Source organism: Plantactinospora siamensis, assembly GCF_042434095.1.
GTDB lineage: Bacteria > Actinomycetota > Actinomycetes > Mycobacteriales > Micromonosporaceae > KBS50.
Genome location: NZ_JBHLUE010000002.1, coordinates 598,134 through 617,232 on the forward strand (window position 1 = coordinate 598,134; position 19,099 = coordinate 617,232).

Here is a 19,099-nt window from a genome sequence, read left to right on the forward strand (position 1 = left end):
TGGGGTCTAGGCCGTGGCGCAGGACGCCCCGTTGAGCGCGAAGCTGGTGGGCGGCGTGTTGCTGGCGGTCCACCGGCCCTGGAAGCCGAACGAGACGCTGCCGCCGGGCGCGACCGTGCCGTTCCAGGTGAGGTTGCGGAACGCGACGACCGCACCCGTCTGGGTGTACGTGGCGCTCCAGGCGGACGTGATCTGCTGGTCGCCGGGGAAGACGAAGGTCAGGGTCCACCCGTCTAGCGGGGCCGATCCGGTGTTCTGGATGCTCACCGCGGCCACGAAGCCACCGGGCCATTGTGACTGCGTACGGTAGGAGACCTTGCAGGTCGGTGCCGGCGGTGGCGGCGCCGGCGGGCTCACCGCGACCTCGTTGGTGGCGATCGACACGTTGCCCGCCGCGTCCCGGGTCCGGACGTAGAAGTGGTTGGGCACCGACGACGACAGCGGAACCGTGTAGCTGGTGCCCGGCACGGTCGCCAGCAGCGTCGAGGCGAGAACGCCGTCCCACCGGTAGACGTTGTAACCGGTCACCCCGACGTTGTCGGTGGCGGGCGACCAGTTGAGGGTGGCGGTCGTGGCGGTGACGCCGGTGGCGGTCAGCGCACCGGGCGCGCCCGGCGGCACGGTGTCGGGGCCGGTGTCGGTCGCCGGGGTCACGATGGTGACCGAGTCCGACGTCGGGGAGGAATGGCCCGCCGAGTCCTTGGCGCTCACGAAGAGTCGGTACTGGGTGGCCGGCTTGAGGGTGATCGTGGCGGTGGTGACGTTCCCGACGTCGACCGACGTGCCCAGGTCGTAGAAGGCCGGGAAGTACCCGACGGTGTATCCGGCGATGGCGCAGCAGCCGGGGGCGGCGGCCGTCCAGGTCAGGGTGACCGACGTCGAGGTGATCTTGGTGGCGGTCAGGTTCGTGGGCGCGCTCGGCGGGAGGTCCGTCGGCGGGGCCGGATCCGCCGTGACCGTGTTGGAGGCCGGCGACAGGTTGCCGACGGCGTCCCGGGCCCGTACGTAGAACATGTTCATCGAGGTCGTCAGCTGGACCTGGTACGTCGTGCCCGGCACGGTTGCCAGCAGCGTCGAGATGTAGAGCCCGTCGAACCGGTAGACGTTGTACCCGGTCACCCCGACGTTGTCGGTCGCGGGCGTCCAGTTCAGCGTGATGGTCGTGGGCGTCACGTCCGACTTGGTCAGCGTGCCCGGCGCGGTCGGCGGCACGGTGTCCGGGCCGGTGTCCGTCGCCGGGGTCACCACGACGATCGAGTCGGACGCGGCCGACCGGTGTCCCACGTCGTCGTGCGCGGTGACGGAGAACCGGTACTGGCCGGTCGGCTGGGTGTAGATCGTGGCCGTGGTGACGTTCCCGACGCTCTTGGTGTAGATCACGTCGTTGAATGCCTGGGTGTACGTGATGTCGTACCCGCTGACGGCGCAGCAGCCGGGAGTCGAGGCGGTCCAGTTCAGGACGATGGAGGTGGTGCTGACCTGGGCGGCCCTCAGGTTGGTGGGCGCGCTGGGCGGGAACGGGGAGGTGTTCGGCGTCGAGGGGACCGCGGTGCCCGTGGGCGTCGGGCCGGGAGCGGCGGCGCCGGCGGCGGGAGCCGCCAGGCAGACGCCCAGCAGCGCGATCGGCAGGGCCAGGGCGGCGGAGAGGGCCGGCCACCGGCGGCGTAACACGGAATACACGCCAGACATGCCTCGACGATGCGTAATCCATCGATGTACGTCAAGGTAAGCCCGAGCGGTGGGACGTGCCGTCAGCGCGGCGTGGCGTGGTCACGTCCGGCATCGGCCGGCGCGGACCGGAAGGTGCGGCGGTACGCCGAGGGCGAGACCCGCATGGCCCGGACGAAGTGGTGCCGGAAGGTCACCGGGCTCTCGAAGCCGGTCGCCGCGGCCACCCGGTCGATGGGCGCGTCGGTGGTCTCCAGCAGCGGCAGGCTGGCCTGGATCCGCTGGCCGATCAGCCAGCGGATCGGGCTGGTCCCGCTGCACCGGGCGAAGTGTCGCAGGTAGCTGCGGGTCGACATGTGCGCCCGGCGGGCCAGATCGGCCACGGTGAGCGGCCGGTCGAGGTGCGCGCGGGCCCACTCCATGCTCCGGGTGATGCGGTCGTCGTCCACCTCCCGGGTCACCGGCGCCTCGATGAACTGCTTCTGGCCGCCGTCCCGGTGCGGCGGGATCACCAGGCGCCGGGCCACGGCGTTGGCCACGCTCGGCCCATGGTCGGTGCGGATCAGGTGTACGCACAGGTCGAGCCCGGCCGCGCTGCCGGCGCTGGTCAACACGTCGCCGTCGTCGACGTACAGGACGTCCGGGTCGACGCGTACGGCCGGGAACCGTCGGCGCAGCTCGGCGGCGTACCGCCAGTGCGTGGCGGCCCGCCGGCCATCCAGCAGGCCGGCCGCGGCCAGCGCGAACGCGCCCGAGCAGATCGAGACGATCCGGGCACCGCGTTCGTGGGCCCGGCGCAGCGCCGCCACCACCGCCCCGGACGTCTCGGCGCGCACGTCGGGCACCCCGGGCACGATCACCGTGCCGGCGGCGGCGAACTCGGCCAGGCCGTTGCCGGTGGCCAGGGTGGCGCCGCCGAGCATCGGGACCGGTTCCGGCCGCTCGGCGCAGATGGCCAGGTCGTACCAGTCGACGCCCAGCTCCGGGCGGGGCAGCCCGAACACCTCGGTCACGATGCCCAGCTCGAACGCGGACATGCCGGGATAGGCGAGCACCGAGACGCGGCGGTCGGGCGTTGCGGGGATCCGGTCGGGGGGCATGGCGACAAGTTAGCGGACATGGGCGTTCCCGCCACTGCCGGGTCACGGCCGGCCCGGGCAGCATCGGGGACATGAGCGCCGTACTCTCCACCGCACCCGCCCAGCCCGCCGCGGCCGCCCAGCACTTCGCCGCGCGGCTGACCTTCGAGGCGGACGTCAGCGACGTCCACGCCGACCTCACCGCCGGGGTGCCCGGCCTGGTGGTGGTCGACTCCCGCTCCGAGCAGGCATGGAACGCCGGCCACCTGCCCGGGGCGGTACACCTGCCCACGGCCCGGATCCCAGAGCTGGCCACCGCGCGGATCCCCGCCGACGCCGTCGTGGTGACGTACTGCTGGGGGCCCGGCTGCAACGGCGCCACCCGGGCGGCGCTGGCCTTCGCCCGGCTCGGCTACCGGGTCAAGGAGATGATCGGCGGGTACGAGTACTGGATGCGCGAGGGACTGCCGGTGGTGACGCCGGCCGGCCGCACGAGCCGGCCGGCGGACCCGTTGACCGCCCCGGTGCTGAGCGTCAGCTGCGACTGCTGACGCGAGGCCGGCGAGGCCGGCGGGACCGGCGTGCCGGTACGGGCGTGCCGGGCGGGGTGGCCGGCCGTCATGGCTCGAGCGGCAGCCGGCCGCGGCCGAACGCGTCCAGCCGGCCCCACCGGCCGGGAATGTCCAGCAGCTCGATCCGGCCCATCCCCACCGGCACGGCCGGCTCGACCGACAGGTGGCCCTCCCGGGGCTCGATTCCGAGCAGCACCCGGAGCAGCAGCAGCGGGGCGCCGCTGGCCGTTCCGTACGGGCCGCGCATCCTCGGCCGGCTCACCGGATACCCGGTGAGCCGGCGGTCGTACCCGGCGAAGGCCGCGGGCAGCCTGCCCTCGAAGTAGGTGGCCGCCGACAGGATGCCCTCGGCGATCCGGGCCGCCGGTCCGGTGTGGCCGTAGCGGCGCAGCCCCCAGGCGATGAAGGAGTTGTCGAACGGCCAGACCATGCCCGTGTGGCTGCCGATCGGGTTGTAGCGGTGGTTGTCCGTGGCGAGCGTCCGGACCCCCCAACCGGAGAAGAGCCGGCCGTCCATCAGCAACTCGGCGATCCGGTCCGCCCGATCGGCCGGGACGATGCCGCTCCACAACAGGTGGCCGATGTTCGAGGTGAGGCTGTCCACCGGGGTTCCGTCGGCCTCCACGGCCGCCGCGTACCAGCCGCGGTCGCCGATCCAGAAGTCGCGGTTGAACCGTTCCCGCAGGTCGGCGGCGGAACGCTCCAGCCGCTCGGCGTACGCCGGATCGCCCCAGCAGTCTCGGGCAAGCCGGGCGCCGCGACGCTTCGCGTCGTACGCGTAGCCCTGCAGCTCGCAGGTGGCCAGGGGGTAGCCGGGCAACCGGCCGTCCCGGTAGGAGATGCCGTCCGGCGAGTCCTTCCAGCACTGGTTGAGCCGTCCTGAGCGTTCGTTGCGCCGCCGGTAGGCGAGGTAGCCGCGGCCGGTCAGATCGGCGTACCGGTCGACCCAGTCCAGCGCCCGACGGGCCTCGTATTCCAGCGACCGGACCAGCTCGACGTCCCCGGTCCACCGCTCGTACTCGTCGAGCAGCACGACGAACAGCGGCGTGGTGTCCGCGGCGCCGTAGTACGCGGCTTGGGGGAGGTCCTCGAAGGCGGCGCTCTCGCCGTACCGGACCTCGGCGAGCATCTTCCCGGGCTCCTCCTCGCGGAAGTCGTCGCTCACCGCGCCGTGCCCGGCGGCCAGGAACGTCAGTGTCGGCCGGCTCAGCTGCGGGACAAACGGCACGGTCTGCAGGCAGGCAAGCAGGGCGTCCCGGCCGAGGAACGTCATCGACAGGGGCAGCCCGGCAACCGGCAGGCGCTCGTGCAGCGCCAGCGTGGCGTAGCGCAGCGCGCCAAGGTCCACCAGGCACCGCCGATAGGTGGCCGCGAGCGGCCCGTCGGCGACCAGCCGCGGCGCGCCCGCCACCCAGTCCGCCAGCTCGGCCCGCATCTCCGGGCGCGCGCGGCCCTTGTGGGCGGCCAGGCTGGCCCGGACGTCCCGGCCACGGGCGCCGCGCAGCACGGTCTCGACCTCCAGGGTCGTGTGCCAGCTTCCGTGCGGGTCGATCCGGATGTCGTACGTGAGGCCGCGCTCGTCCACCGCGGCCGGCGCCGCGGAGGAAACGATGGTCTCCCGGACAAACGTCTCCCGCTCATAGCTGAGCCGCAGGTGGTCCTCCTCCACCCGGGCGTACGACGTACCGTGGCGCGGCTCGTCGGTCGGGTGGCCCAGCAGCGCGGCATCGGCGAAATCGCTGGCGATCTCCATCCGGATCCGCAGCTGCATGGGCGCCGGGTCGTGATTGAACACGGTCAGCTCCTCGGCGAAGCTGCCGCCCACCCAGCGGCGCCGGATCACCGAGACCTTGGCATCCACGTAGTGGGTGGCGGCCCCGGGGACCAGGAAGAACCGGGCCTCGAAGTAGGCCAGATCATCGACGGAGAGCGGATTGAGCCGTTCGCCGTTGACCGTCAGCTCCCATCGGGACAGATGCCGGGTGTCGAACGAGTAGAGCCCGAGCGGCGCCAGCTGGTCCGGCGAGATGTCACCGCAGCCGTCGCTGAGGATGAAGGTGTTGCCGTCGAGGATGCCGACGGGTGGGGTGTCCACGGTCAGGCTCCGGGACGAGTGGGCGTCGGCTGGTGCAGGTCGGGCGCGATCGCGAGCAACTCGCGCAGCGGGGTGAGCAGGGGGAACTGCCCCTCGACGCTGATCAGGTTGCGCCAGACGGCGGCGTACAGGCCGCGTCGTCCGGTGATTACGTCGCCGAACACCTCCGGCCGGCCCTGGACCACGCAGTCGGCTTCCAGATCCTCCCGGCGCACCTGCACCCGGCCGTGCTCGATGATCAGCATGAACTGGGTGGTCACCTGGCCCTCGGACAGGTCGATGCGAATCGTCCCGGAGTACTTGGGCGGGAGCAGCTCGGGGCCGCGCCGGTCGATCTCGGCGAAGAACCGCTCGATCGCCTCGACCATCCGTCCTCCCCGTCGCGAACCGGTGCCCCCGCAGCCTGCCGCCGCTGCGGGTGACCGGGCCTCACCCGAACCGGATGAGCCGAAGGAAGGGCCCCTTGTTATCGCTTTCGGTAGAGCAAGGGCCCCCTGTTAACGCCGCCGCTTAACACATGTCACATCGATGAAATGTGTGACACGGATGGATGGCCGTCGCTGTCCGGTGCTGGCTAACGTCGCCGCACGCCGACGAATCCGCCGGCGTAGCGAAGGGAAGGTCCCATGCGACACCTCGCCCGCGCGGCCGTGGCCGCCGCTGCGCTGCTGCTCAGCCTCGTGACCGCCGCCCCACCCGCCGCGGCGGCCGGCAACCCGTACACCACCAGCCCGGTGTCCGGCTCGCTGTCCACTTATCACATCTCCGGCGTGTACGTCGCCGGCGTCTCGGCCGGCGGATACCTGGCCACCCAGCTCCAGGTCGCGTACTCCGGCCGGATCGCCGGCGCGGCCGTCTTCGCGGCCGGGCCGTACTACTGCGCGCAGAACAACGTGCTGCAGGCGCTGAACGGCTGCGGTGACAACGCCTGGCCGACGTACCTGGGCAACCTGGAGGGCTACACCCGGCTCTGGGCGTCGTACGGCTGGATCGATCCGGTGCGGAACCTGGCCGGCAAGCCGGTGTACGTCTACCACGGCAACAGCGACGGCACCGTGAAGAAGTCGGTGAACGACGATCTGGTGTCCTACTTCCGCGACTTCGGCGCCTCGGTGCAGTACGACAGCGGTTCGGCCGCCGGGCACGCCTGGGTCACCCCGTACGGGACCGTCGGCTGCTCGGCCACGGCATCGCCGTACCTGAACGACTGCGGCACCGACCCGCAGCGGGCCCTGCTCGGCAAGCTGTTCGGCGGGGTGGTCGGCCCGAACACCGGCCCGCTCGGCGGCACCCTCGTGAGGTTCAACCAGAGCAGCTACGCGGTCAACGGGTACGCGCCGGGGCTGAGCATGGACCCGACGGGCTTCGCGTACGTGCCGGCGTCCTGCGCCGCCGGGGCGAGCTGCCGGCTGCTGGTCGCGCTGCACGGCTGCGTTCAGGGGTACGGCGCGGTGGGCACCGCCTTCGTGGACCGGTCCAATTTGGACCAGTACGCCGACACGAACAACATGATCGTGCTGTACCCGCAGGCGGCCGCGTCGGGCGTGAACCCGAACGGCTGCTGGGACTGGTGGGGCTACCTCGGCTTCACGAACTATCCGATCAAGGGCGGCGCGCAGATCGAAACCATCATGACCATGGTCCGCCGGCTCGGCGGCTGAACGCCCGAGCGCACCGCACCGCCCGCGTGGCGGGAGGCGGGCGTTAAGAAGGGCCCCTTGCTATACAAAAAGCGATAACAAGGGGCCCTTCCTTCGGCTCAGACGAGCGCGTCCACGTCGGCCGGGCGGAGGGCCAGGGCGAGCACGTCCGCCACGTCGGCCAGGGTGTGCACGGTCAGCGCCTCCCGGACCTCGGTGGGCAGGTCGTCCAGGTCCGGCTCGTTGCGGGCCGGGATGATCACCTCGGTGAGGCCGGCCCGGTGGGCGGCCAGCAGCTTCTGCTTCACGCCGCCGATCGGCAGCACCCGGCCGGAGAGCGTGACCTCGCCGGTCATCCCGAACTCGGGGCGTACCGGGCGACCGCTGGCCAGCGACGCCAGCGCGGTGACCATGGTGATGCCCGCGCTCGGGCCGTCCTTGGGCACCGCGCCCGCCGGCACGTGCAGGTGGATCCGCCGCCCCGCGAGGGCGTTCGGGTCCAGCCCCAGCCGGCGGCCGTTGGACCGCAGGTAGGACAGCGCGATGTGCGCCGACTCCTTCATCACGTCGCCGAGCTGGCCGGTGAGGGTCAGCCCCGGCTCGCCCTCCATCGAGGTGGCCTCGATGAACAGCACGTCGCCGCCCGCGCCGGTCACCGCAAGTCCGGTGGCCACGCCGGGCACCGCGGTCCGCTCGGCCGACTCCGGCGTGAACTTGGGCCGGCCCAGGTAGCGGGCCAGGTTGTCCACGTCGACGCGTACCGGATCGGGGTTGGTGGCCAGGGTGACCGCGGCCTTGCGCATGATCTTGGCGAGCGCCCGCTCGAGCTGCCGGACGCCGGCCTCCCGGGTGTGCTCGCCGGCGATCTTTGCCAGCGCGGCGTCCGTCACGGTGAGCTCCGAGGCGGTGAGCCCGGCCCGCTCCAGCTGCCGGGGCAGCAGGTGGTCCCGGGCGATGGCCACCTTCTCGTCCTCGGTGTAGCCGTCCAGGGTGACCAGCTCCATCCGGTCCAGCAGCGGGCCGGGGATGGTCTCCACCACGTTCGCGGTGGCCAGGAAGAGCACGTCGGACAGGTCGAGGTCGACCTCGAGGTAGTGGTCCCGGAAGGTGTGGTTCTGTGCCGGGTCGAGCACCTCGAGCAGCGCCGCGGCCGGGTCGCCGGAGAAGCCTCCCGCCGAGACCTTGTCGACCTCGTCGAGCAGGATCACCGGGTTCATCGAGCCGGCCTCGCGCAGCGCCCGGACGATCCGGCCGGGCAGTGCGCCCACGTAGGTGCGCCGGTGGCCGCGGATCTCGGCCTCGTCGCGGATGCCGCCCAGGGAGACCCGGACGAACTTGCGGCCCAGCGAGCGGGCCACGGACTCGCCCAGGCTGGTCTTGCCCACCCCGGGCGGGCCGGCGAGAGCGAGCACCGCGCCGGATCCGCGACCGCCGACCACGCCGAGGTTGCGCTCCGCGCGCCGGTTGCGCACCGCGAGGTATTCCAGGATCCGGTCCTTCACGTCGGCCAGGCCGGCGTGGTCGGCGTCCAGCACCGCGCGCGCCGCGTCGAGGTCGGTGTTGTCCTCGGTACGCGTCGTCCACGGCATCTCCAGCACCGTGTCCAGCCAGGTACGGATCCAGCCCGCCTCCGGCGACTGGTCGCTGGAGCGTTCCAGCTTGCCGACCTCGCGCAGGGCCGCCTCGCGGACGTTCTCCGGCAGGTCGGCGGCCTCCACCCGGGACCGGTAGTCGGCCGAGCCGTCCGGCTCGTCCTCGCCGAGCTCCTTGCGGATCGCGGCGAGCTGCTGCCGGAGCAGGAACTCCCGCTGCGACTTCTCCAGGCCCTCGCGTACGTCGTTGTTGATCCGCTCGTTGACCTCCTGCTCGGCCAGGTGGTCGCGGACCCAGCCGACCAGCAGCTCGAGCCGGGCGGTCACGTCGGGGGCGGAGAGCAGTTCGATCTTCTGGTCAAGGGTGAGCCAGGGGGCGTACCCGGCCGCGTCGGCCAGCTCGCCGAGGTCGGTCATCCGCTCCATGGCGTCGATGACCTGCCACGCGCCGCGCTCGGAGAGCAGCGACGTCATCAGGGCGCGGTATTCGCGGGCCAGCTCCTTGGCCTTGCCGGCCGGCGTCGGCTCGTCCAGGACGGTGGCCTCGACCCAGAGCGCGGCGCCCGGGCCGGGCACCCCGGCGCCGATGCGGGCCCGGGAGACGCCCCGGATTACCGCGGCCGGCTCGCCGCTCTGCAGCCGGCCGACCTTGTCGATCAGGGCGACGGTGCCGATCGAGCCGTACTCGCCGTCCACCCGCGGGACCGCCAGCAGCTGCTTGTCGCCGGTGGCCCGGGCCGCGTCGACGGCGGACTGGGTGCTGGGGTCGAGGGTGACCGGGATGACCATCCCGGGAAGCAGGACGGCGTCGGTCAGGGGCAGTACGGGAAGTGTTGCCATGACACACCTGCGATTCGTCAGTTGAGCGTGCCAGGCTCAAGTCACGAACGGCCCCGGCTGTTCCCCCCAGCACCCTCCATGTGACCCAGCACACTCCCGACACGCCTCCTCAACGGGATCCTCGGCCGGAGCCGGAGCCGGAGCCGGAGCCGGAGCCGGAGCCGGAGCCGGAGCCGGAGCCGGAGCGGGGCGCTGGTGTCAGGGGCGGGGCGTTGTCAGGGGCGGGTGCGGCGGCGGCGGGCCCCCAGGACCAGGAGGGTGGCCGTGAGGACCGCGCCGACCGACACCGCGGCCATCAGCCCGAGTGTCCCGCCCGGGATCCCGCCGGTGGGCCGGCTGTCCGAGGCCGGCTCCAGCGCGCCGAGCCCGCCGGGGGTGGCGGTGGGCTCTCCGGCCGCCGGCTCGGCCGGCTCGGCCGAGCCGAGCCCGGCGGTGTCCGCGGCCGGGGACTTGGCGGTCGCCGTGGGACGGGGCTTGGCGGCCGGCTTCCGCTTCGCGGTGGCGCCGGCCGCCGCGTTGGCGCCGGAGAAGACCACGTCCGAGCAGGAGTAGTAGGTGTCCGGCGTGCTGCTCGTCTGCCAGATCGTGTAGATCAGGTGCGCGCCCGTCCGGTCCGCCGGCAGCTTCCCGCGGATCTGGTACGCGCCGTTCTTGAGCGGCGGGTCGGTGACGGTGAGGAACGGCTTGGCCGCCAGGTCGCCCCAGCCCAGCGGCGTGGACCGGGACCAACCCGGCCGGGTGAGATAGAACCGGAAGCTGCCCTGGTGCGGGATGGACGCCCTGTACCGGAACGTGATCGTGGCGCCCGGGGTGAGCCGGGTGCTCGGCCAGTCCGGACGGGCCAGGTCCAGCCCGCGGAACCGGTCCAGGTTCCCGCTGCACAGGTGCCCGTCCGGGATCACCTGCCGGTCCCGGCCGTTCACGTCGGGCACCCGGATGTCGTCCCAGGCGGCCGCGTCGTCCCCGGCCGCCGCCGCGGCCCGGCAGGCCGCGGAGCGGGCCGACCCGCCGTCCGGGGCGCACGCGGCGGCCCGGCTGGCGGGCGCGGACAGCGCGCCGTGCGCGTCGGCGGGCGTCGCGGACAGGGCGAGCAGCAGCAGCGGCGCGAGGCCGGCGGCGAGCCGGCGGCAGGTGGTCCTCACGTCGGTTGGTACGGCGAATCAGCGCCGATCGTTCGAACCCTGCCGCCCCGATTCGGCACCTCAGGGTGGGTTGGAGCCCCGCTTCTCCTCCTGAGCGAGCACGCCCGGCAGGTCGTCCTCGCTGCCCAGCCGGCGCACCGCGGCGAGCATCCGCGGATTGTCCCGGAGCCGGTTCTGGTTGCGATGCAGGAAGCTCGTGAAGCCCCCGGTGAACGGGCAGGCGTCGTCACCGAGCCCCCGCCGCGGGTCGTACCGGCAGCCGCCACAGTGGTCGCTCACCCGATCCAGGTACGACCCGTCGGCCGCGTACGCGTCGGTGGCGATCCGGCCCAGATCGGCGTACTGGCTCAGCCCGATGACCGTCGCGTTCATCACCCAGTCGCTGCCGTCGACGAAGCTGTCCCGGAACCAGGAGACCAGTTCGGCGGGGCGCCAGCCGCGCTGCAACGCGTAATTGCCGAGCACCATCAGCCGCTGTTCCTGGTGTGCCCAGCCGCCGTCGCGGACCCCGGCCAGGGCGTCCGCCAGGCAGGCCGCCTCCACGGCGTCGGCGTCCAGGTCGGCGAACCAGTCCGGCACCGGCTCCTGGGCCGCCAGCCAGTTGCCGCTGCGGAAGCCGGGATCGAAATACCAGTACAGATGCCAGAGGAAGTCCCGCCAGCCGAGCAGTTGCCGGACGAACGTCTCCACCGCCGCCGGCGGGGCGCCGCCGGCCCGCCCGGCCTGCTCGACGCGGCGGATCACCGGCAACGGATCGAGCAGACCGAGGTTGAACGCCGGCGACAGGACCGAGTGGGCCAGATAGGGATCGCCGGAGCGGACCGACCGCCGCAGCGACGCGTACGCCGGCAACCGGTGCGTGAGGAAGTGCGCCAACCGCGCCTCCGCCTCGGCCGCCGTCACCGGATACCGCCGCGGACCGTCCCGGCCCACGAACCGGATCCCCTCGGCGGCCCAGCGATCCAGCTCCCGGCGTACCTCGGCGTCGATCTCGTCCTCGACCGGCGCGGGCGGCGGCGGAACCGGCGACCCCGATCCGCGCCGGGCGACGACCCCGCGGGCCGTCGCGGCCGCGCCGGCCGCGGCCGGCCCGGCAAGCAGCACTCGGTGGCGCTCCCGGGCGAACCGGTAGAAGTCGGCGACCCGTAGCGCGCCGCGGCGCGAGTCGGCCCAGGCCACGAAGTCCCGGTGGTCGGTGACGAAGCCCCGCGCGGGCAGCACCGTCAAGCCGGCGGTACGGGCGAACTCCAGCGCCTGCCGGGACGTCGGGTGGCAGACCTCGACCGGCTCGCGCAGCCGCTCGAACGCCTCCGGCACGGTGTCGACGCGCAGCTGAACGGCCCGGTCACCGAGCTCGGCGGCCCGGTGCCGCAGCGCCGAAAGGATCAGGTGGGCCTTCTGCCGGTGCACCCGCCGCCCGCGGAAGTCCCCCTTCGCCTCGATCACCAGCACTCGCTGCTCGGTGTCGTCGAGGAAGTGTGGCCCGAGCTGGTCGGCCGGCAGCCACCGAAGCACCATCCGGAAATCCTCCCGGATCTCCCGCTGGTGATCCAGTCGCCGGACCGCCGGTAAGTGTCGGATTCCGTCGCCGCGCTCCGCCGGCGCTGTGGCGGTACGTTCGGTTTCCGCCCAGCCGAAGGGCCTCGCCCAGCCGAAGGAGGCAGATCGTGAGCCAGGAAGTCCGCGGCGTCATCTCCCGGGCCAAGGGAGCACCGGTCGAGGTGGTGCCCGTCGTGGTCCCCGACCCCGGACCGGGGGAGGCGGTGGTCCGGGTGCAGGCGTGCGGCGTGTGCCACACCGACCTGCACTACCGGGAGGGCGGGATCAACGACGACTACCCGTTCCTGCTCGGCCACGAGGCGGCCGGGATCGTCGAGCAGGTGGGCGCGGGCGTCACGGACGTGGCGCCGGGCGACTTCGTGGTGCTGAACTGGCGGGCCGTCTGCGGCGTCTGCCGGGCGTGCCGGCGCGGCCGGCCGTGGTACTGCTTCGACACCCACAACGCGGCCCAACGGATGACGCTCACCGACGGCACCGAGCTGACCCCGGCGCTCGGCATCGGCGCGTTCGCCGAGAAGACCCTGGTACACGCCGGCCAGTGCACGAAGGTGGACCCGGCCGCCCGGCCGGCCGCCGTCGGGCTGCTCGGCTGCGGCGTGATGGCCGGGCTGGGCGCCGCCATGAACACCGGCGGGGTGACCCGGGGCGACTCGGTCGCGGTGATCGGCTGCGGGGGCGTGGGCGACGGCGCGGTAGCCGGTGCGGCCCTGGCCGGGGCGACCACGATCATCGCGGTGGACACCGACCCGCGGAAGCTGGAGTGGGCGCGCGGCTTCGGCGCCACGCACACGGTGAACGCCCGGGAGACGGATCCGGTCGCGGCGATCCAGGAGCTGACCGGCGGGTACGGCGCGGACGTGGTGATCGACGCGGTGGGCCGCCCGGAGACCTGGCGGCAGGCGTTCTACGCCCGCGACCTGGCCGGGACGGTCGTGCTGGTCGGGGTGCCCACCCCGGAGATGAAGATCGAGCTGCCGCTGCTGGACGTGTTCGGCCGGGGCGGCGCGCTCAAGTCGAGCTGGTACGGCGACTGCCTGCCCAGCCGGGACTTCCCGATGCTCACCGCGCTCTACCTTCAGGGCCGGCTGGATCTGGACGCGTTCGTCACCGAGGAGATCGCGCTGGGCGACGTGGAGCAGGCGTTCGCCAAGATGCACGACGGCGACGTGCTGCGCTCGGTGGTGATCTTCTGATGGCGGTCCGGATCGACCACACGGTCACCTCCGGCACCTTCTCGCTGGACGGGCAGACCTTCGAGGTGGACAACAACATCTGGGTGCTCGGCGACGACCGGGAGTGCGTGGTGGTGGACGCCCCGCACGACGTGGCCGCCATCCTGGCCGGCGTGGGCGACCGCCGGGTGGTGGCCGTGCTGGCCAGCCACGCCCACGACGACCACGTCCGGGTGGCCCCGGACCTCGCCGCGGCCACCGGCGCGCCGGTGCTGCTGCACCCGGCCGACCGGGTGCTCTGGGACCTGGTCCACCCGGACCGCGCGCCCGACGGCGAGCTGGCCGACGGGCAGCTGATCGAGGTGGCCGGGCTGGCGCTGCGGGTGCTGCACACCCCCGGGCACAGCCCCGGCGCGTGCAGCTTCCTGGCTCCCGACCTCGCGGCCGTGTTCACCGGCGACACCCTGTTCGCCGGCGGGCCGGGCGCGACCGGCCGGTCGTACAGCGACTTTGACACGATCATCGCGTCGATCCGGGACCGGCTGCTCACCCTGGCGCCGGAGACCGCGGTACACCCCGGGCACGGCGCCTCCACCACGGTCGGCGCCGAGGCGCCGCAGCTGCCCGACTGGATCGCCCGCGGCCACTGACGCCGGCGCCGGCGCGGAAGGCGGCCAACTTTCCGCGCATCCGCCGCGTAGCGACCCCGGCAGCGGGCATGCTCTGGGCAGGCGGCGTGGAGGTACGGCGTGAAGAACTACCAGAGCGACTGGACCGAGGAGCAGTCCGCGGTCTACGACGAGAGCTACGGCATCGGCCAGGACTGGGCCAACGACCCCGGTACGCCATCGGAGGACCTGCAGCAGGTGATCAACCTGGCCGAGGCGGACGAGGCCGACCTCGACGGCATGGAACTCCGGTACGAGCCGCTGGTCGAGGCCGTGTCGGACGCCACCGGCCGGGTCGTCGAGAGCGTGCCGGCCACCAGGGACGACCCGGCCTTTGCCGGGTTCGTCGAGGGCGCCCGGGACGCCGCCAGCGATGACACGTTCGGGCTGTGACCGCGGTACGGGCTGTGACCGCGGTACGGCCCGGGGTCGCGGTACGGCCGGGCGCTGCGGTACGGCCCGGGGCCGGCGCTTCGGCGCGTACCGGCGGGTTTGCGGCCTCCGGAGACGGGTAGCCGGCGCGGCCGGTCGGGGGACCGGCTGGCGGGTGCGGGCGGTGCCCGGTCCGAACGGTGAAGGAGATCGGCGATGACGCTGGCCATGCGGGCGGTCACCCTGCCCTCCGGGATGCAGATGCCGGTGCTCGGCCAGGGCACCTGGTATCTGGGCGAACATCCGGCGACCCGGGACGCCGAGATCGCCGCCCTGCGGACCGGGCTGGACCTCGGACTCACCGTGATCGACACGGCGGAGATGTACGGCGACGGCGCGGCCGAGGAGCTGGTCGGGGCGGCCATCGCCGGCCGGCGCGACGACGTGGTGCTGGTCGACAAGGTGATGCCGTCCAACGCGAGCCGGCGCGGCACGGTCCGGGCCTGCGAGCGGAGCCTCCGCCGGCTCGGCACCGACCACATCGATCTCTACCTGCTGCACTGGCGTGGCCGCTACCCGCTGGCAGACACGGTGGCGGCCTTCACCGAGCTGGTCGACGCCGGCAAGATCGGGCAGTGGGGGGTGAGCAACTTCGACCTGGCCGACATGGCCGAGCTGATGTCGGCGGGCGGCGAGGCGTGCGCCACCGACCAGATCCTCTACAACCTCACCCGCCGGGGCCCGGAATACGACCTGCTGCCGTGGTGCCGGGAGCGTGGCATGCCGGTGATGGCGTACTCGCCGATCGAGCAGGGCCGCATCCTGGGCCAGCCCGCGGTGCTGCGGGTCGCGGCCCGGCACGAGGTGTCCCCGGCGCAGGTGGCGCTGGCCTGGGTGCTGCGCGCCGACGGCGTGGCCGCCATTCCCCGGTCGGCCGACCCGGACCACGTCCGGCAGAACGCCGCGGCGCTCCAGCTCAGCCTCACCGAGCAGGACCTCGCCGAGCTGGACCGGGCCTTCCCCCCGCCCACCGCCCCACAGCCGCTCGAGATGCTGTAAGGAAGGGCCCCTTCTTATCGTTTCCGGTAGAGGAAGGGCCCCTTGTTAACGCGGCATGCGCGGGAGACTCGGCAGGGGGGTGGCGCCGGAAGCGCCGTCAGGCGCCGGTCAGGCGTCGCCGAGGATGTCGGCGATCACCGCGGTGACGTTGTCCGGGGCGCCGGCCTGGTGTGCCAGCTTGACCAGCTGCTCCGCGCAGTGCTCCCGGTCGCCGTACCCGGCCAGCGCCTGCCCGATGACCGCGTCGTCGACCACGTCGGAGAGGCCGTCGCTGCACAGCAGCAGCCGGTCGCCGGCCTGGGCCGGCAGGGTGCCCACGGTGGGTTCCACGTTCCCGCCCTGCACCGCGCGGGTGACCATGGACCGCTGCGGGTGGCGGCGGGCCTCGTCCGGGGTCAGCACTCCCTCGTCCACCAGCGCCTGCACGAACGTGTCGTCCCGGGTGAGCTGGTAGAGCCGCCCGTTCCGCAGCAGGTAGCAACGGGAGTCGCCGACGTGCGCCAGCACCAGCTCATCATCGGCGAGCAGCGCCGCGGTCACCGTCGTACCCATGCCCTGGCTTGCCGGGTCGGCGCCGGCGGCCGACCGGATACGCCGGTTGGCCTCGGCCACCGCGGCCGACATCTCGGCGGCCGGGTCGGCGCCGGTTGGCCGGTCCAGCGGCGTCAGGGCCGCGATGGCGATCTCGCTGGCCACCTCTCCGGCCGGTTGACCGCCGATCCCGTCCGCCACGGCCACGAGCCGCTCCCCGGCGTACGCCGCGTCCTCGTTGTTGGACCGCACCAGACCGGGGTCGGTGGTGCTGGTCGTCCGCATGATCAGGGCCATGTCCGCAAGCTTGCCAAGGATGCCCTCGGCTTGTCTCTACGAACTACTACGTAGGGTTGAGGGATGATGCCGGTTTCCATGGTGGGCCGCGCGGGTGAACTCGGCGAGTTCACCCGGGCCTGGACCGGGGTGGTGACCGGCCACGGGCCGCCGGCGGGAGTCGCGGCGCCGCGGACGGTGGTGCTCACCGGCGAGGCGGGGGTGGGTAAGAGCCGGCTGGTCGCGGCGGCGCTCGACGCGCTGGCGCCGCGTCCGCCGCTGGTGCTGTCGGGCACGGCCCGGGTACACAGCCCCGCACCGTACGACTGGCTGGCAGCCGTGCTCACCGGGCACGACGCCGACGCGCTGCCGCTGCCGTCGGACGCCCTCGCCTGGCTGGCCCAGCACCCGACGGCCCCCCGGGAGCGGTACGCGCCGGCCACCCTGCTGCGGCTGGCCGTCCGGACCGTCCGGCTGCTGGTCGGCGCCGGTCCCGCCGTGCTGGTGGTGGAGGATCTGCACGCGCTCGACCCGGCCAGCCTGAACCTGGTTGGCGAGCTGGCCACCGCGGCCGAGCTGCCGGTGCTGCTGGTGGTCGCCAGCCGGCCGCCGGAGGTGGCCGTGTCGCCGCAGCTCACCGCCCGTACGTTGGCCCGGCTCGCCGGCACCCCGGGGACGGTACGCCAGCACCTCGGCCCGCTTTCGCCGGCGGAGGTGGCCGAGATCCTGGCTCAGGTGTACGCCACTGACGACCCGCTGCCGGCCGGGGCGGTGGACGCGGTGTGGCGGCGTACGGGCGGCAACCCGTACCTGGTCACCGAGCTGCTGGCCGCGGTGCCCGGCCACGACCCGGCGGCACTGCTGGCGGTCGGGCCACCGACCGGGGTGGCAATGGCCGGGCTGGCTCCGGCGGGGGCGGTATCGGCCGGGCTGGCTCCGGTCGGCGGGTCGGTGGTCGTTCCGACCCCGACCGAGCCGGGGCGCGTCGCCCCGACCGACCCGTCGGCCTCGGTGTCGGCCTCGGCCTCGGCCTCGGTCGAGCTGACCGCTCGGGAGCGCGAGGTGCTGGGTTGCCTGACGGCCGGGATGTCGAACAAGCAGGTGGCCCGGGCGCTCTCCATCTCGGTACGCACCGTCGCGGTGCACGTGTCCAACCTGCTGCGCAAGACCGGCACAGCCTCGCGTACCGAGGCCGCACTGTGGGCCCTGCGGAACCCGCGTGCCGCCCCGGCGCCGCAGCCGGTGGCGCCGGCGCCGCCACCGGCCCAGCGGACCGGTGGAGACCTGGACGGGCAGCCCTCCGGGCGCGGTGAGCTGGTCGAACACGGCTGACCGTGCCAGGCCGGCCGGGTCTTCGCGTGCCTGCGCTCTGCCGAACTGTCGGACACGCTCTGTCGGGGAACCCGCTCAGGACTCCGCGGCGAGGTCGGCCACCGGGACGGCGAGTTCCACCACGTCCTCCCGGACCTTCGCGATCTGCTCCGCGAGCGCGTACCGGTCGCCCTGGAAAAGGCCGCGCGAATCGACGCGGACGTACCCGGAGCGCAGCAACCGGGCGGCCAGGTCGGCCGGCACGTCCGGCTCGTCGCCGTCCTCGGTGTGCGGGACCTTGCCGGCGAGCACGCCCTCGCCGCCGGGTGGATCCTGCGCGGTGACCGCGTTCGGGTCGCCCATCCGCACCTCGGTGACGGTCCCGATCTCGCGGCCGGCCGCGTCGACCACCCGCATGCCGTTGTTGACCTGGGCGATCGGCTGGGCCGTTGTGGGTACGTCAGGCTGCATGCCCAGATCGGTTCCCGGCCGCCAGGCCGGCTAAACCGGACATCCGAGCCGGCTGAACGGGCGGCGTCCGAGCCGGCTGAGTCGGACCGGGCGGCCGGCTGGGCCGAACGTCCGCCGGCTGGCCAACCGGCGCACATAGTCGAACGTATGTTCGATATCGTGCTGCCATGGAGCAGCGGAGGCACTGGTGGAACGGCAAATGGGGACGGATGGCGCGGCGGGACGTCTTCCTCCGGGTGGATGCCGACCGGTGGCACGTCGAACAGCGGGCCGGCGGCGCCGAGGGCATCTCCCGGTTCTTCGAGTACGACAGCGAGGACGCCGCGTACGACGCCGTCCGCGCCCTGCTCACCGGCCCGGACACCTGGCGGGAGCTGTCCGCGCGGCCCCGCTGATCCATCATCGTGCGGCGGCCGCGGCCGGGCCTGGACGGCGGCCGCCGATCGGGCCCGGAGGGCGCGCGGGGCTGCCCCCGTTAAAAGGGCCCCTTCCTATACAAAAAGCGATAAGAAGGGGCCCCGGCGGATCCTCCGGCGGCACATGCTGCGCCGGGGTGCCCCCGGAGGATCCGTCCTTGCGCCTCAGGCGTCGGGCTGGCGCTCGCGGTTGAGGAGGTCGTCGAGGGCGCTGCGGCGCTGTTCGGGGGTGCTGTTGCTCTGGGCTACCAGCGCGTCCCGGATCTCGGTGAGCAGTTTGACCTCCTCGCTCGGCGCGGCCGGCGGCGGCTCCTCGCCGCGCCGGCGCCGCTCGGCCAGCTTGTTCATCGGGAAGACCACCAGGAAGTAGAGCGCGGCGGCGGTGAGCAGGAACGTGATGACCGCGTTGATGAACGTGGCGTAGTCGAAGGGGATGCCCCGGACGTGCCACGCCCCGGCGGACACACCGCGGCCGCCGCTGACCAGCTGGATCAGCGGCTTGAGGAACCCATTCGTGAAGGCCCCCACCACTGTGGTGAAGGCCGCGCCGATCACGACGCCGACCGCCAGGTCGACGACGTTCCCGCGCATGATGAAGTCTTTGAAGCCCTTGAGCATGCCCACTCCCACGCTGT

Annotated in this window: 18 protein-coding genes; 8 read left to right on the forward strand and 10 right to left on the reverse strand. The window is 73.2% G+C overall.

The window, feature by feature from the left end; genetic code table 11:
• Positions 1 to 6: 6 nt before the first annotated feature.
• Together ACFFHU_RS04315 and ACFFHU_RS04320 are read right to left on the reverse strand one after the other, a co-directional pair.
• Positions 7 to 1,689 (reverse strand): cellulose binding domain-containing protein, encoded by a 1,683-nt coding sequence (locus ACFFHU_RS04315; RefSeq protein ID WP_377335843.1) that lies wholly within the window; start codon positions 1,687 to 1,689, stop codon positions 7 to 9.
• A 62-nt stretch (positions 1,690 to 1,751) separates the two neighbouring features.
• A complete protein-coding gene (locus ACFFHU_RS04320; RefSeq protein ID WP_377335845.1) occupies positions 1,752 to 2,768 on the reverse strand; it encodes a helix-turn-helix domain-containing protein in 1,017 nt (338 codons plus the stop codon).
• 71 nt (positions 2,769 to 2,839) lie between these two features.
• Here ACFFHU_RS04320 and ACFFHU_RS04325 point away from each other — a divergent pair, with 71 nt between their 5' ends.
• Entirely contained in the window at positions 2,840 to 3,298 is a 459-nt protein-coding gene (locus tag ACFFHU_RS04325; RefSeq protein ID WP_377335847.1) for a rhodanese-like domain-containing protein, read from the forward strand.
• Between the two features lie 67 nt (positions 3,299 to 3,365).
• On the opposite strand, the gene ACFFHU_RS04330 is transcribed toward ACFFHU_RS04325, so the two are convergent.
• Both ACFFHU_RS04330 and ACFFHU_RS04335 read right to left on the reverse strand, forming a co-directional pair.
• Positions 3,366 to 5,414: an amylo-alpha-1,6-glucosidase gene (locus ACFFHU_RS04330; RefSeq protein WP_377335849.1), complete on the reverse strand. Its 2,049-nt coding sequence runs from the start codon at positions 5,412 to 5,414 to the stop codon at positions 3,366 to 3,368.
• A 2-nt stretch (positions 5,415 to 5,416) separates the two neighbouring features.
• Positions 5,417 to 5,782 (reverse strand): SCP2 sterol-binding domain-containing protein, encoded by a 366-nt coding sequence (locus tag ACFFHU_RS04335; protein ID WP_377335851.1) that lies wholly within the window; start codon positions 5,780 to 5,782, stop codon positions 5,417 to 5,419.
• Between the two features lie 258 nt (positions 5,783 to 6,040).
• Here ACFFHU_RS04335 and ACFFHU_RS04340 point away from each other — a divergent pair, with 258 nt between their 5' ends.
• Positions 6,041 to 7,075, forward strand: coding sequence for an extracellular catalytic domain type 2 short-chain-length polyhydroxyalkanoate depolymerase (locus tag ACFFHU_RS04340; RefSeq protein WP_377335853.1), 1,035 nt, complete (start codon positions 6,041 to 6,043; stop codon positions 7,073 to 7,075).
• A 98-nt stretch (positions 7,076 to 7,173) separates the two neighbouring features.
• Here the strand turns inward: ACFFHU_RS04340 and lon are convergent, their stop codons facing one another.
• The 3 genes from lon to ACFFHU_RS04355 form a co-directional block, all read right to left on the reverse strand.
• On the reverse strand, positions 7,174 to 9,486 hold the full coding sequence (lon, locus tag ACFFHU_RS04345) for an endopeptidase La (protein WP_377335855.1): 2,313 nt from the start codon (positions 9,484 to 9,486) through the stop codon (positions 7,174 to 7,176).
• Between the two features lie 215 nt (positions 9,487 to 9,701).
• A complete protein-coding gene (locus ACFFHU_RS04350; RefSeq protein ID WP_377335857.1) occupies positions 9,702 to 10,628 on the reverse strand; it encodes a lytic polysaccharide monooxygenase in 927 nt (308 codons plus the stop codon).
• A 60-nt stretch (positions 10,629 to 10,688) separates the two neighbouring features.
• Positions 10,689 to 12,146, reverse strand: coding sequence for a cryptochrome/photolyase family protein (locus ACFFHU_RS04355; RefSeq protein WP_377335859.1), 1,458 nt, complete (start codon positions 12,144 to 12,146; stop codon positions 10,689 to 10,691).
• A 149-nt stretch (positions 12,147 to 12,295) separates the two neighbouring features.
• Between ACFFHU_RS04355 and ACFFHU_RS04360 the strand changes: the two genes are divergently transcribed.
• The 4 genes from ACFFHU_RS04360 to ACFFHU_RS04375 all read left to right on the forward strand — a co-directional run bounded on the left by ACFFHU_RS04360 (position 12,296) and on the right by ACFFHU_RS04375 (position 15,459).
• Positions 12,296 to 13,381: an S-(hydroxymethyl)mycothiol dehydrogenase gene (locus ACFFHU_RS04360; RefSeq protein WP_377335861.1), complete on the forward strand. Its 1,086-nt coding sequence runs from the start codon at positions 12,296 to 12,298 to the stop codon at positions 13,379 to 13,381.
• Positions 13,381 to 14,010: an MBL fold metallo-hydrolase gene (locus tag ACFFHU_RS04365; protein WP_377335863.1), complete on the forward strand. Its 630-nt coding sequence runs from the start codon at positions 13,381 to 13,383 to the stop codon at positions 14,008 to 14,010. Before ACFFHU_RS04360 ends, ACFFHU_RS04365 begins: the two co-directional genes overlap by 1 nt.
• A gap of 99 nt (positions 14,011 to 14,109) precedes the next feature.
• Entirely contained in the window at positions 14,110 to 14,421 is a 312-nt protein-coding gene (locus tag ACFFHU_RS04370; RefSeq protein ID WP_377335865.1) for a hypothetical protein, read from the forward strand.
• A 195-nt stretch (positions 14,422 to 14,616) separates the two neighbouring features.
• Positions 14,617 to 15,459, forward strand: coding sequence for an aldo/keto reductase (locus ACFFHU_RS04375; RefSeq protein WP_377335867.1), 843 nt, complete (start codon positions 14,617 to 14,619; stop codon positions 15,457 to 15,459).
• Between the two features lie 108 nt (positions 15,460 to 15,567).
• Here ACFFHU_RS04375 and ACFFHU_RS04380 read toward each other — a convergent pair whose 3' ends face one another.
• Positions 15,568 to 16,287, reverse strand: coding sequence for a PP2C family protein-serine/threonine phosphatase (locus ACFFHU_RS04380; protein ID WP_377335869.1), 720 nt, complete (start codon positions 16,285 to 16,287; stop codon positions 15,568 to 15,570).
• 63 nt (positions 16,288 to 16,350) lie between these two features.
• Here ACFFHU_RS04380 and ACFFHU_RS04385 point away from each other — a divergent pair, with 63 nt between their 5' ends.
• Positions 16,351 to 17,598 carry a response regulator transcription factor gene (locus tag ACFFHU_RS04385; protein ID WP_377335871.1) on the forward strand — a complete coding sequence of 416 codons (1,248 nt, stop codon included), beginning with the start codon at positions 16,351 to 16,353 and terminating at the stop codon, positions 17,596 to 17,598.
• 75 nt (positions 17,599 to 17,673) lie between these two features.
• Here the strand turns inward: ACFFHU_RS04385 and ACFFHU_RS04390 are convergent, their stop codons facing one another.
• The gene (locus ACFFHU_RS04390; RefSeq protein ID WP_377335873.1) at positions 17,674 to 18,048 is read right to left on the reverse strand and encodes a hypothetical protein; all 375 of its coding nucleotides are present in this window, start codon (positions 18,046 to 18,048) and stop codon (positions 17,674 to 17,676) included.
• Between the two features lie 167 nt (positions 18,049 to 18,215).
• Between ACFFHU_RS04390 and ACFFHU_RS04395 the strand changes: the two genes are divergently transcribed.
• Positions 18,216 to 18,443, forward strand: coding sequence for a hypothetical protein (locus tag ACFFHU_RS04395; protein WP_377335875.1), 228 nt, complete (start codon positions 18,216 to 18,218; stop codon positions 18,441 to 18,443).
• Between the two features lie 186 nt (positions 18,444 to 18,629).
• Here the strand turns inward: ACFFHU_RS04395 and mscL are convergent, their stop codons facing one another.
• Complete coding sequence (gene mscL, locus ACFFHU_RS04400; protein WP_377335877.1) at positions 18,630 to 19,082, reverse strand: large conductance mechanosensitive channel protein MscL; 453 nt, start codon at positions 19,080 to 19,082, stop codon at positions 18,630 to 18,632.
• Positions 19,083 to 19,099 lie beyond the last annotated feature (17 nt).